This is a genomic window from Buttiauxella sp. BIGb0552 (genome assembly GCF_004366275.1).
In the GTDB taxonomy this organism is placed as follows: domain Bacteria; phylum Pseudomonadota; class Gammaproteobacteria; order Enterobacterales; family Enterobacteriaceae; genus Buttiauxella; species Buttiauxella gaviniae.
Window position 1 is genome coordinate 647,248 of sequence record NZ_SODY01000004.1, and the last position, 13,696, is coordinate 660,943.

Annotated in this window: 8 protein-coding genes and 1 pseudogene; 5 read left to right on the plus strand and 4 right to left on the minus strand. The window is 50.9% G+C overall.

What is annotated here, in order from left to right:
* Positions 1 to 317 precede the first annotated feature (317 nt).
* Together EDF88_RS15125 and EDF88_RS15135 are read right to left on the minus strand one after the other, a co-directional pair.
* Positions 318 to 959 (minus strand): LuxR family transcriptional regulator, encoded by a 642-nt coding sequence (locus tag EDF88_RS15125; protein ID WP_134185563.1) that lies wholly within the window; start codon positions 957 to 959, stop codon positions 318 to 320.
* A 466-nt stretch (positions 960 to 1,425) separates the two neighbouring features.
* Positions 1,426 to 2,235, minus strand: a complete 810-nt coding sequence (locus EDF88_RS15135; protein WP_166671984.1) for a MipA/OmpV family protein — start codon at positions 2,233 to 2,235, stop codon at positions 1,426 to 1,428.
* A gap of 345 nt (positions 2,236 to 2,580) precedes the next feature.
* Between EDF88_RS15135 and EDF88_RS15140 the strand changes: the two genes are divergently transcribed.
* The 3 genes and pseudogenes from EDF88_RS15140 to EDF88_RS24960 all read left to right on the plus strand — a co-directional run.
* The gene (locus EDF88_RS15140) at positions 2,581 to 3,246 is read left to right on the plus strand and encodes a response regulator (RefSeq protein WP_134185569.1); all 666 of its coding nucleotides are present in this window, start codon (positions 2,581 to 2,583) and stop codon (positions 3,244 to 3,246) included.
* Between the two features lies 1 nt (position 3,247).
* Entirely contained in the window at positions 3,248 to 4,648 is a 1,401-nt protein-coding gene (locus tag EDF88_RS15145; RefSeq protein WP_134185571.1) for an ATP-binding protein, read from the plus strand.
* A pseudogene (locus EDF88_RS24960) lies at positions 4,645 to 4,820 on the plus strand (MDR efflux pump AcrAB transcriptional activator RobA); the annotation flags it as partial. The gene EDF88_RS15145 and the pseudogene EDF88_RS24960, both read left to right, overlap by 4 nt.
* Before the next feature lie 17 nt (positions 4,821 to 4,837).
* On the opposite strand, the gene EDF88_RS15150 reads toward EDF88_RS24960, so the two are convergent.
* Positions 4,838 to 5,308 (minus strand): hypothetical protein, encoded by a 471-nt coding sequence (locus EDF88_RS15150; protein WP_134185573.1) that lies wholly within the window; start codon positions 5,306 to 5,308, stop codon positions 4,838 to 4,840.
* Positions 5,305 to 6,222 (minus strand): winged helix-turn-helix domain-containing protein, encoded by a 918-nt coding sequence (locus EDF88_RS15155; RefSeq protein WP_134185575.1) that lies wholly within the window; start codon positions 6,220 to 6,222, stop codon positions 5,305 to 5,307. Before EDF88_RS15155 ends, EDF88_RS15150 begins: the two co-directional genes overlap by 4 nt.
* Positions 6,223 to 7,600: 1,378 nt before the next feature.
* Between EDF88_RS15155 and EDF88_RS15160 the strand changes: the two genes are divergently transcribed.
* Together EDF88_RS15160 and EDF88_RS15165 are read left to right on the plus strand one after the other, a co-directional pair.
* The gene (locus EDF88_RS15160) at positions 7,601 to 8,299 is read left to right on the plus strand and encodes a hypothetical protein (protein ID WP_134185577.1); all 699 of its coding nucleotides are present in this window, start codon (positions 7,601 to 7,603) and stop codon (positions 8,297 to 8,299) included.
* Between the two features lie 70 nt (positions 8,300 to 8,369).
* Positions 8,370 to 13,696: ESPR-type extended signal peptide-containing protein (locus tag EDF88_RS15165; RefSeq protein WP_208326148.1), on the plus strand; the 5,327-nt coding region annotated here is incomplete at its 3' end.

Genomic DNA, 13,696 nt, shown 5'->3' on the forward strand with positions numbered 1-13,696 from the left:
ACCCGTAACCATCTGCGCGATTGACAAACATGGGGATGAAATCAGGTTTTTTGCGGGCATTCATAGCTTAGTACTTATCACGCGTCGCTTTCATATCGGGTTCAGGATCGCATTTGGGTTGGGGTCTTTATGGTGAACATGAATAACCGGATTACCTTTTTCTCTGAACTTTTCCAGAATTATCGACATATTATCGAAGTACATCAAAGGATGTGAACTCGGTACCACTTTGGATCTCATTGCGAATAAACTGTTGCATATCAACGGTCAATAAAGCTTACGTATATTCCCATACGCTAACCACAGACCACACCTCATTAAACGTAACCAGAGGCATAGTCGTATTCAGCTTCCTCGAACGCGTCAACCTTACAACATCCAACCGCAGTAAATTCATCAGGTGAATGCAGATGAGCAATATAATCATTTGGAAACCTGATAATATCCCCTACTTTTCGAACGCCAATCTTACGCAACACGTTATGTTTATGTGCATACACGGTCTTCATTGCGATGTTAAGACGCTCACTGATGGATGATACCGAGAGACCATTAAGCGTATAGAGCAGGACCGTTTTCTCACGGTCAGTTATCACCGGGAAAGAAAACAGATCACGTCTCGTATTTTTATTAAGGAACACACTCAAAATAGCATCAAGCGGAAGATTTTCATCTAAAAAATCACAGGCCAAATTCCCCACCAGTTTTTCGTTGGATTTGTTTTTAATCAGTAAAACACGTGACTCGAGCTTATTAAGGTAAAGAAGCAAAGAAAAACTCAGAAAAAGAGAGTCAGAAGCGATAATGAAAATATCATCTGGCTTCGCAGGCGTAAGCTTAAAGAGCGGGATCACATTCTTTGGCGTAAGATGAATGCAAGTCTGATTGAAATATTGGGAAAATAAATGATTAAACCCGGCATAAAGGTAATTGTTTTCGGTCAATACATATAATCCCATGTTAACTCCATGTGTTGATTTGGTTGTGTTAACGATTTCTCACATTGAAATGCAAACATCCCAATAGCAAGAAAAGGTAGTTATTATTTTTTTGCAATATGCTAACAAGTCAAAAAAGGACTATCACTTTTCCCGACGCTGCGCTGCATTGATTATGTTAAGAAAAATAAATATCTCCTTTTCTTTTTAAATATCACTCCTTGGCTGATGTCGTATCAATACCTTTACTCATCCTGGTTAGGCCATCTGGCAAAGGCCAGATAATAAAGTGCTAAAATATTAACCACAGGGACGAGAAGCAATAAACTAAACAGTGGACTAAAGCCGGTGCGCATAACTATTTTTGTCATAGGGAACATATAAGCAATTATAACGAGAACATAAATGAACATTTGTCCGAGAGAAATCATTTCGCCACCTTTTTGGGTATTGTTTATTATGTTGAATTAAATCAACGACCGTAATATCAAAACGTATAACTGCCACTGAAGAACGCTATTCCAGCAAGTTTCTTCTCGGTGAGGGGGCTTTTTGCTGCCTCGCCAACCAGATAGTTAACGCCACAACCACTTTGCAGACTTACTGAGGGAGAAAGTTCATAATTCAACGCGGCCTGCATCATGACATCCTTAAAACCCGCTTTTGGCTGATATTGACGGAACGACGTATTCTGGGCCTGCTGGCGCGTAACGCCAAAATAGGCATTCATCATATTTTTGTCGCCCCAGGTTGAGATGAGACTCAGTACCGTTGTCACATGCCCTGGCAGAGGGAAAGTCACCTCTGCACCCAGATTGCCATGAGTGGTATAGCTAAGTTCCTCACCGCCATATTTTCTTTTCTTCAGTGCTCGCAGGGCTTTCACATAGAAACGGTAAGGTTCAACGTCGTAACTGAACTGTGTCCCTGCTTCTATGGAACCGTTCAAATCCCCCATTCCTTTAAGCGTCTTGTCCCGACCGCCCCAGGTTCGTATCTCTTCATCACGCCCAACATCGTATCCAGCCACAAGCGCAACGCCGAAGGGTTTATCAATAGGGAGTTGCCAGGTCAATCCCGTCTCGCTCGCCGTCAAGGCCCCCCAATCTTGCTGATGCATACCTGCCTCAACGCCAATAATGGGAGCCGGGCTATAGGTTTTGGCACCTTGATAGACCGGAGCGACGGCGATACCGGTACGCACCTGCAAATGAGTCTCAACGCCATGGCTTGGCAGTGCTACGATAAGAAATGCGTTACAACACAGCGCCCTTAAACATCTAAAAGTACTCTTCATAGTCATAACATCCCTGCCATCAATTGGCTTTTTGCTGTCCGTGACAAAAAGAAAACAACGTCATAATTTGAAGCGTTATTCTTAATCCATCCATTCTCGCTTTCCTTTACTTTCAGACCTTTAAAGCCACCGTGTGCCATATGCTTCAACTGCGCATCACCAGCGCTCGGTTGTCATGAAAAAGAGCGTAACGGAGTTAGGCGCAGCAACCCTTAAGGGGACGTTAAAGAAAGATTAAGATAGCCTTAAAATCGTGGGGGTCAGGGCGGGCGTTGCGTTGTATTCCTGCGGGAATATCACTAAATTAAGTTATCGCTTGTTCCCTTAATTCAGGAGTTATCGCGAGTGAAAATTTTACTTGTTGAAGACGACCTCCACCTGGGGAAAGCACTCTGCCGCGCCCTGGAGCTTGCAGGTTTTACGTTGTGTTGGGTACGACTGGTAAATGATGCACAACAGAGGCTTGGCAGTGAATCTTTCGATTTAATGCTGCTGGATTTAACGTTGCCCGACGGTGATGGGCTGACAAAACTTGTTGAGTGGCGCAAGGCGGGCGAGAAAATTCCTATCATTATCCTCACCGCGCGCGACCAGGTGCAGGACCTGGTTGAGGGCCTTGATTCAGGTGCCGACGACTTTTTGGCTAAACCTTTTGTTGTTCCCGAGTTGATCTCGCGCGTGAACGCCATCAGTCGCCGCATTGCCGGATATGCATCCCAGGTATGGACGCTGGATAACCTGACGCTCAATCCGGATAACCATCAGGTGATGCTCAACGACACCCTGTTGCTATTGTCAAAAAAAGAGTACCGGCTGCTACACGAACTGATGCGCTCCCCAGGCCAGGTGGTGCGTAAAATGGTTCTGGAGCAGCGGCTGTTTGACGATGGGGAAGTGATAGAGAGTAATTCACTGGAAGTCCATATCCATAATTTACGGCGCAAAATGGGCAGTGAAAGAATTGTCACCATACGGGGTGTGGGATACTTGCTGAATAAAGAGGGACCATGACATGCACTTACGGTCATTCTTCGTCAGAACCGCATTCTTGCAGGTCGTCGGTATTTTTTTCCTCTGGGGCGTCTTGATCTTCTGGTTAACCTTTTACTATCTGCCAGACAGTGGAGAAAAATCCCTTGATCAACAGCTGCAATCCATTTCTCAAGGCATTGCCGACATGTCGGAGGATATTGATGAAGGGAAAGGTAATTACGTAAAATTTGTATATGACTTTGAAAACATGTTTATCAAGGCTATCGACACAGGATTGAACAATGGATTTAACTATCGTCCTTTGATTGCCGTTTTCGATAAACAAAATCAATTAATCTATACCTCTCCTGACACTATGTCTGACGTCATCCGTACATTGCCGAACAATAAGATGTCTGGCGTGTTGGACTATGCAGGAGATCGCTGGCATATCTTTGGCAGCATGAGTAAGAACCAGAATTATCGCGTTATTGTGGGTGAAACACACAGCGATCGTGCAGTCAGATTAGGCAGTCCAGTGGGATTAACTGCCATCCCGTTGGCCATTATTCTGGGGACAATTGTCCTCACCATACTGTTTACCGCTTACTACAGTCTCAGACCGTTATCCATGACCGCGAAAATGATCGCCTCGCGCCAACCTGGAAACTTTACCGCTATTGAAGTTAAAGATCAGTATCAGGAAATCAGGCCGATCATTATTGAAATTAACCAGCTCATGGCGCGCATTGAAGCTGCCGATATGCGTGAAAAACGCTTTATGGCCGATGCGGCACATGAATTACGCACCCCGATAGCGGCAGCGCTCGCCCAGTTGCATCTGTTGGCCCAGTTGCAGAACTGGGAAGAAAGGCAAGAAGTCATAGAGGACATGCAACGTGGACTGGATCGGGCGGCTTCTCTTTCACGGCAGTTAATCGATATTTCCCGGCTGGAATCGGACAGCTTCACGCTAAAAGTCGGCCCCGTAGATGTCTATGATGAAATTGGAAAGTGCATTGCATTCTATGCCCCCTACGGATTGAAGAAAGGCATCAACATTTCTCTGGAAGGAGACAAACATGTTGTTATCGATACTGATGGACAATCACTCAATGTCACCCTCTCTAACTTGCTCGATAACGCCATAAAATATGGCAACCACGGCGGCATGATTGAAGTTCACCTTCAATCCTATGCGCCGATTGGTTGTAAAATCACCATTCGTGATGACGGTCCTGGCGTATCTGCCGAGCATCGAAGTACCTTGTTTGAGCGCTTCTTCCGGGTGCCGGGGGTAATACAAGGTGGAAGCGGACTGGGGCTGGCAATTGCATATTGCCTGACGCAGAAAATAGGTGGCAACCTGCTGGTTACACAGGGGCTCGGAAATAGAGGGATAGGATTTGTCATCGACCTGCCTCAGAGTATCTCGTCATAAGCTTCTGGGTAGAAAGTAATCTTGAACGCCCCTTAACACTGGATGCGGTAACAGCTCGGGTGGGTTATTCAAAATGGCATCTGCAGCGATTATTTAAAAGCGTTACGGGTCAGCGGCTTGGTTCTTATTTGCGAGCGCGGCGTTTATCCGCGCGGCAAAAGAAATACGTTTGAGGCATAACCCCCCTTATTAATGATCCGTCCGAATGCAATACAAAAGCGGCATATCATCCTCAACCACCAGATAGCTCGTCGAATTCTGAGCCAGAAACTTTAAACTCAACCCTCGGGAGCGCAGCAGGAAGAAATCAGGAACAATCGCAGACAGCGAATTGATATTGCTCTGGTTTCGGTCATTTTCTTTCGACACCAACAAAATATGATGACCTTCTTTCCAGTACTCAAAATCAAGCTTTTGGGTCACTTTTTGCGTAGGTTTGCCGGGTGCTTTATATTCACCCAGCGCATCAAAGGTGCCTGTTCCATTGCGAAAGCTGAAGTGCAGAATGGTCGAGAAAGTGTAGCCATTTTTATAAAATGTAGTCTCACTCTCACAAGAAAAATGATCGCTTTGGTAGTCATAGTACCAGAGCACCAGCAACGGTAATAAAGCCACAAACAATCCAAAAGCCGCGAGTAACATCAGGTTTTTATTTTTCATTCATCTACCCGGTAAAGATTTGATATGCAACGTGAATTATTATCTTCAATGCCTTTATCACAAACGAGTATGGACGACGTCAAATTGTGCCGATTAATGGTGAGATAAGCCACTCCGCCGGCAGAGCAGCTGATTTTGCCGTTACGAAAGAAGTTGATGAACTCCTCTGTGCTTTTTTCCCTGCCAAAGTATGACGAAAACAACAGGCAACCATTCACCTCGCCAATCTTGTTGTATTCACTGAAAAAATGCTTCCCGTAATTTAATTTATTATACGTATAGCCCGCCAGTAAACAGAACACGAAGATAACCCCTCCAAACGACAACCACAGGTTCAACCTTCTGGCGCTTGTCAGGCGTTTTGTTACAACGCTGCCACGGCTTGCCGCGGTTTGTTCATCACGCACCTCTGCAGGCGTGACCGAAGGCCCGATACCTGACGCCAACGCTTCCTCGTGATAAGCAGATTGAACCGTCGTGGTGGGTAAAACGGGCTCGGGGGATTCAGCCAATGGCGCGTCGGCAACGAAAGGTTCATCGGCCAATGCATCAGATGCCGCCAATACAACCTCTTCAGGGGTGAAAATCTCAATATCTGCAACTAACTTCACACCCTCTTTGGGGACTGTTTTGATGATATCTGACGATAAACCAACCGATTTTAATCCTTTCCTCACGATAGTGATATTTTGGTAAAACGTATTAGCCGTAACATAGGCACCGTTTTGTTCCCAAATCTGGCTAAAAAACTCTTTTTGGCTCACCACCGTCCCTGCATGTTCAATCAACAACAGTAAGCATCTGCTGGCAGGGGTATTCAGGATAATAGAATGATCGGGTTGGTCCAGGGGGGTTAAAGTCCGTTCTTCGGAATCAAACAAAACACTACCATTAATAATGTGTTTTATGTTCATTTTCAATATCTTACCTTTTATAGCCTTCAGGTTGTGCCCAAAGCTATTCAAACCACATCACATCAACAGCTACAGCAATGCCGCTCTTCGTCATTGGGCCGGCAAGCAGCTTGCATTACAGCGCCTGTGGCACTCTAACAAGTGTATGCTAATGCGCCAGGCCTGACAGAGTGCCAGTGAAAAAATCTTAATAAGGTCTGATTAAGAAAAATAAAATAAAATTAAATCAATATATTACATGAATATCTTATTTCGAGGCGTTGAGCGAGGCAGACGAGTGTGAAAATACCCTGAAATCATGAACGGTAATAAAATCATGCTGTTAGTGCTTGTTGGGCATGAATACGAAAACTTCACTACTACAAAGATGCAGACCGCCATACATTGCATCTCATCAGATAGTTCTGGGTCACTGAGAGAGGATTTGAATCAATCACGTGGCCGCTCCCTCTCCAGGGGGAGAACCGGAGAGAGAGCGCAACAGCCATAAAAGGCAAATATAAAACAGAATAACGTCATTATTTTGCTTGCGGGTGAGTGAAGTAATAAAACAAGCATATTCTTTCTTTATCCTTAATCTGTAGATATATAAAACAATGGGCCACCAATGCAAATAGTTTATTTCCAATGTAAATATGCATGCACATTGAATAATTCAAAATTCAGGTAAGCACGCCAACGCGCGGTTGAGCCGCAGTACTGACGCACCCGCATGCCGCACTGGCTCACGAGGAGCAGGAATAATTATGGGATATTCGCGCCCACGGTTCGCTATGCCATGTGTTCCGCTCGCGTAACGGCATTGGATAATGTCGAACAGGACGCGCAATATTTTAAGCTAACCTTAATCTTTCTTTAATTTTACCTTAAGCATTGAGATATCTAACTCCGTTATTCTCTTACCCGAGCAGTAAAAGGAAATCACCGGATACACGGTGTAATCAAGCACGGTAATCTAAAAATAATAAGAATTAGCTTAACAAGTGCGAAACACATCTATCACAGAATGACGCTTTGCTGGTGAATTAACTAAATAATCAAAAGGCAACGCCTAATAACGATTTCATTTTACTGGTTCGGGTAATTGACAGGCTTCTTAATAATCTACTCAGGCGATGTAAATATACGTCGCACAAGGTATTTGATGAATTTATGTAACCAATTTTATTTTTGATGTAACGAAATTGTTGCCGATATACGGCTCCCGGAAATTATCACTACGTAACAAACCTGTGCGATGACACCTATCCGCGCATGCCAGGCATATGAGGAAATTATGAGTTTATTAGTTAGTGGGATGAGTCAATTACGAGAATCATCAACATGCGCTATTTCTTTTTTCAAAGAGCACTTGCAGAGAATTCGTGGGTTTTTGGTTGTGCAATTGTTATTGGTTGCGCCGTTGCTCTTGGTGTTGTTGTTATTATTATCTGGAGCTGCCTTAGCCAACACACCAGAAACAACCACAAATAACCCTTCAGCCCTCGCGCAGCAGCACCTCGATACCTTCAATCAGGCGTTATCAAACGACCTGGCCGGCAACCCGGCGCTTGCCCGCCCGGGCTACGATGCGCTGCAAATAACGGAATTGGCGCACTACATTGCCATCCCCTCGGCCATTAACATGGTCGCGCTGCAACGTTTCGCCTCTGCCAGAGTGGCTTTCGCCGAACTGGCTGCAAGCCCAGACCCACGCGAAGCCAGCTATGCCCAGCTGTGGCAGCTATGGCTAACCGCCCGCATGGAAATCGGCGGGCCTGCTGTTATGCAACAACAGCTTCGCCAGGCCGCCGCTAACATCCGGCTGGCTACCCCTTACCAGCAAGCCATTGTCGATTTGTATGGCGGCACCGGCAGCACGCAAGCCGTGTTTAACGCCATCAATGCCATGCGCTTTAACAGCCCCCTCGATCGCCAGAATGTCGTAACCGAAGCCACGTTTTTCACCCTCGGCTGGTTGCTGCATGTGCAGCATGACAGGCCCGCGGCACAAAAGCTGTATCACCAACAAGAAAATCAACTTTGCAGTGTTTCGCTAGAAAAACCACTAATCACCAGGGAAATGGCAGCGTTGTAATTGCCTCTGCCAGTTAATTACGGAACAGATTCCGGCCGAAAAGAAAATGCCGGAAGGAGATGGGAACATCATGAATAAAATTTATCGTCTGGTATGGAATGCCGTACAACGCGCCTGGGTGGTTGCAGGGGAATTTGCCACGGCCAAAGGCAAGGGGAAAACCATGCCGCGCCGTCTGTCTGTTAAATTGGCCGGGGTGGCCGGAGCAGGAATGGTGGCGCTGCTTGCCGTTGAGCCCGCGCGCGCCTGGATGGTGGACCCGGGCTCTATCGCGAATGGCTCGGCAGCAACAGATGGTGGAATTAACACAAATACTGCGATTGGTGATAACGCAATCGCTTCATCAAGCGCCAATGATGGCGCTATCACGGCGATGGGGTGGCTTGCCAGGGCATCGGCCGCTATGTCAACCGCGATTGGAGCAGAGAGTTTAGCTGAAGCGGCTGGATCTACAGCTATCGGCGGGCAGGCCCGTGTGTACAGTGCGGATTCAACGTATTCAATCGCCATAGGGTACAGTACCGGTGTGAGTGGCAACTCCCGCAGTGCGACAGCATTAGGTAGCCAATCAACTGCCACGGGAGAGGGGGCGACAGTACTTGGTGCTCTGTCGCAAGCCATCAATGAAAATGCCGTTGCGGTGGGGCATAACGTAGCCGCAACGGGCATAAATGCCACGGCCCTGGGTGCCGGCAGCGGGGCATATGCCGATTTGTCCACCGCGCTTGGTGCGAACAGCTCGGTAATTGGCACCACGTCAACCTATTCGACCGCCATAGGCAGCAATGCGACAATAACGGATAAATCAAACGTCGCAACCGTAGTAGGCAGCTACGCAATCGGCACGGGAATGGGAGCAACAGGACTCGGCGCTCAGTCGCAAGCTCTCGGCAAAAAAGCCGTTGCGGTGGGGCATGCCGCAGTCGCGGTGGGTGAAGGTGCTATGGCCCTGGGTGGCGATAGCCAGGCACTGACGGAAGGCGCTCTTGCCGCTGGGTATGGTGCTAAGGCCATGTTAAATAATGATATTGCTATAGGTGCCGGTTCATCTGCCAGAGGTGGTGTTAGTACATTGTACGGTGCAATAGATTTATCCGCTATTGCTATTGGCCATAACAGTCAGGCTGGGACACGCGAAGACGATGGCTCATCCGGTTCTGGAGACATTGCGATTGGGGAGAGCGCCAAAGCGACAAAAGGGAGTACGGCAATAGGTTTCGGATCTACATCGTCTGAACGAAGTACAGCGATTGGTATCAGTTCTATTGCCTTAGCCCAGAATTCTATAGCTATAGGTTTTAGGAGTTCTTCCCTTGGTGAGTACGCTGTAGCAATAGGCACTGGAGCAAACGCGCGGGGCGAACATTCAACGGGGATAGGAAATGGGGCAGATGCCGCTGGTAAATATTCAGTGGCTTTGGGCTCATCGTTTGCAGCGGGGGAAAATTCTTTTGGGATTGGGGGAAACGCGTATTCCAATTACGATATTGCTATAGGTAATGCTGCATATAGTGGTGTGACCGGCGCAAATACCACCGGCTCTATTGCTATTGGATCTTTTAGTACAGCCAAGAATGCCGGTATCGCGATGGGATATCAATCCCAGGCGACGTCGGCAGGCGCTATCGCTCTGGGTGCCGACACAAAGGCCAGTGCCAGAAGAAGTATGGCTCTGGGTATCTACTCAAATGCCAGTGTTGATTTTGGTATGGCGTTAGGCGCTAACTCAACAACTAGCGCGATTGGCGGCGTGGCATTGGGTTATCGTTCCCAAGCAACTACGGATGCTGGCATTGCTGGTTACCAGTCAGCCGGTGCCAGCGCTGCACAAGCTGCCGCTATTACCGCCACCACCAGCACGCTGGGTGCTGTTTCTGTGGGGGATGCATCAAGTAATTTATTCCGCCAGATTAACGGCGTGGCTGCAGGCACCATGGACAGCGATGCGGTAAACGTGGCGCAACTGCGCGCGCTGGCCGAAACCCCGCTGACCTTCACCGGTAATACGGGCACTGTTGCTAAAAAGCTGGGTGAAACGCTGACGGTTCAGGGGACGGGCACCACCGCTGGCACCTATTCCGGCAACAATTTAAAAACCACCGTCGATGGTGCAGGCGTTATGCAACTGCAAATGGCGGATAACCCGGAATTCACCACCGCCAAAATTGGCAACAACACGCTGCTCAACAGCACTGGCCTGATCGTGACGGGCGGCCCAAGTGTGACCACGACCGGTATTAATGCCGGCAGCAAGAAAATCACCAACGTGGCAGCCGGCGATATCTCCGCCACCAGTACCGAGGCAATCAACGGTTCACAGCTGAACACGATATTCACCACTGGCACCAAATACTTCCATGCCAACTCTACCGGCACGGATTCGGTTGCTTCTGGTGCAGACGCGGTGGCCATCGGTATGGGCGCGGTAGCCAGTGCAAGTAAAAGCGTTGCGCTGGGTGCCGGCTCACTGGCGAATGGCAACACGCTATCTCACCAGGCGTATCTGGTAGGTGGTACCGCGCAAGCCGAAGTGAACGTCGGCGACCGCCGGATCACCGGGTTATCTGCCGGTGCGGATGATACAGATGCGGTGAACGTGGCTCAGCTCAGAGAGGTGAGTGCGGGAGCCGTGGGCGATGCGGTGATGTATGACAGCACGGCGCATAACCGCGTGACGCTGGGCGGCGATACCTATAACAGCGACACACAAACTGGCGGCGCTAAAATCACCAACGTGGCGAACGGCACTGCACCAAGCGATGCGGTGAATTTCTCACAGTTAAACACCATTTACACCACCGGCACTAAATATTTCCATGCTAACTCAACTGGTGACGATTCGCAGGCGACCGGGGCGGATTCTGTAGCGATTGGCAGGCTAGCAAGGGCCGCTGGGGGTGAAGGTGTCGCGATGGGTGCGTACTCCCATGCTACAGGGGATAAAAGCATATCGCTGGGGGTGGCGTCTAAAGCGGGAGGCGTCGAGAGCATAGCATTTGGTCATAACACTTATGCTAATGCGGATGGCGGCGTGGCGTTAGGCAGCTATTCTTTTGCGAGCACGGAGGCAGGTATCAGTGGTTATATACCAACCGGTGCCAGTGCTGCTCAAATTGCAGCGATTAACGCTACTACCAGTACCCTGGGTGCCGTTTCTGTGGGGAATGCCGCGGGTAATAAATTCCGCCAGATTAATGGTGTGGCGGCAGGTACCGCGGACAGCGATGCGGTAAACGTGGCACAGTTGAAAACTACCACAGCCGACACGGTGCTGTATGACAGCAGCGCACACAACCGGGTGACGCTGGGCGGTACCGGAGCAACGGCACCGGTGGCGCTGACCAACGTGGCGGCTGGTTCTACGCCAAACGATGCGGTGAACTTCTCGCAGCTGAATTCCATCGACACCACAGGTACTAAATATTTCCATGCCAACTCCACCGGCACGGATTCGTTTGCTTCAGGTGCGGATGCGGTAGCGATTGGTATGGGGGCCATTGCCAGTGCCGATAACAGCGTGGCGCTGGGCGCCGGTTCGCTGGCGGATGGCAGCACGCTGTCTCACCAGGCGTACCTGGTAGGTGGGACCGCACGAGCCGAAGTGAACGTCGGCGATCGCCGGATCACCGGGCTGTCTGCCGGTGCGGATGATGCAGATGCGGTGAACCTGGCTCAACTCCGGCAGGTGACTGCAGGCTCGGTGGCCGATGCGGTGGTATATGACAGCACGGCGCACAACCGGGTGACGCTGGGCGGTACCGGAGCAACGGCACCAGTGGCGCTGACCAACGTGGCGAACGGCGTGGCGGCAAGCGATGCGGTCAACGTCTCGCAGCTGACCGAGCTGACCAACACAGGCACCAAATACTTCCACGCCAACTCTACCGGCACCGACTCGTCGGCCACCGGGCAGGATGCGGTGGCGATCGGCATGGGTGCGGTTGCCGATGTGGCGCGCAGCGTGGCGCTGGGCGACGGCGCTAAAACCCAGGCCGCGGTGGGCACGCGCAGCGTGACCCTGAACGGTACCGAATACCTCTTCGCCGGTCAGGCCCCGGTGGGAACCGTCAGCGTGGGCGATGTGGGTGCCGAACGGACCCTGACCCACGTGGCGGCCGGACGGCTGAGCGACAGCAGCACCGATGCCATCAACGGCTCGCAGCTGTTCGCCACCAACCAGGCCATCGACGGCCTGCAGACCGGCAGCGTGCTGTATGACACAAACCCGGACGGCAGCCCTGACTACAGCAGCGTCACCCTGGGCGGCGACAGCTACAACGCCACCACCCAGACCGGCGGCACGACGATCACCAACGTGGCGAACGGCGTGGCGGCAAGCGATGCGGTCAACGTCTCGCAGCTGACGGAAACCAATAACAACATCACCGAATTGGGTGATGACATCACCACTATCTACGGCCGTGGCATCAAATACTTCCACGCCAACTCCACCGGTGCCCTGGCATCGGCGACCGGGCAGGATGCGGTGGCGATCGGCATGGGTGCGGTTGCCGATGTGGCGCGCAGCGTGGCGCTGGGCGACGGCGCTAAAACCCAGGCCGCGGTGGGCACGCGCAGCGTGACCCTGAACGGTACCGAATACCTCTTCGCCGGTCAGGCCCCGGTGGGAACCGTCAGCGTGGGTGATGTGGGTGCCGAACGGACCCTCACCCACGTGGCGGCCGGGCGGCTGAGCGACAGCAGTACCGACGCCATCAACGGCTCGCAGCTGTTCGCCACCAACCAGGCCATCGACGGCCTGCAGACCGGCAGCGTGCTGTATGACACACTGCCGGACGGCAGCCCTGACTACAGCAGCGTCACCCTGGGCGGCGACAGTTATAACGCCACCACCCAGACCGGCGGCACGACCCTCACCAACGTGGCGAACGGCGTGGCAGCAAGCGATGCGGTCAACGTCTCGCAACTGACGGCGCTGACCAACACCGGTACCAAATACTTCCACGCCAACTCCACCGGCACCGACTCGTCGGCCACCGGGCAGGATGCGGTGGCGATCGGCATGGGCGCCATTGCCAGTGCCGATAACAGTGTGGCACTGGGCGCCGGTTCACAGACCGCGGCGGCGGTCGGCACGGCCGGGGCCACTATCGGTGGCAACGACTACCTCTTTGCCGGGACGGCGCCGACCAGCACCGTCAGCGTGGGCGATGTGGGTGCCGAACGGACCCTCACTCACGTGGCGGCCGGACGGCTGAGCGACAGCAGCACCGACGCGGTCAATGGCTCGCAGTTGTTTGCCACCAACAGCCAGGTGGATATCAACACCACCGATATCAGCAACCTGGGCGATAACATCACCAACCTGGGTGATGACATCACCACTATCTACGGCCGTGGCATCAAATACTTCCACGCCAACTCCACCGGTGCCCT

Bases quoted from the DNA above. Each gene is read 5' to 3' on its own strand.
- EDF88_RS15125 (WP_134185563.1), bottom strand. From the start codon at position 959: ATGGGATTATATGTATTGACCGAAAACAATTACCTTTATGCCGGGTTT.
- EDF88_RS15135 (WP_166671984.1), bottom strand. From the start codon at position 2,235: ATGAAGAGTACTTTTAGATGTTTAAGGGCGCTGTGTTGTAACGCATTT.
- EDF88_RS15145 (WP_134185571.1), top strand. From the start codon at position 3,248: ATGCACTTACGGTCATTCTTCGTCAGAACCGCATTCTTGCAGGTCGTC.
- EDF88_RS15150 (WP_134185573.1), bottom strand. From the start codon at position 5,308: ATGAAAAATAAAAACCTGATGTTACTCGCGGCTTTTGGATTGTTTGTG.
- EDF88_RS15155 (WP_134185575.1), bottom strand. From the start codon at position 6,222: ATGAACATAAAACACATTATTAATGGTAGTGTTTTGTTTGATTCCGAA.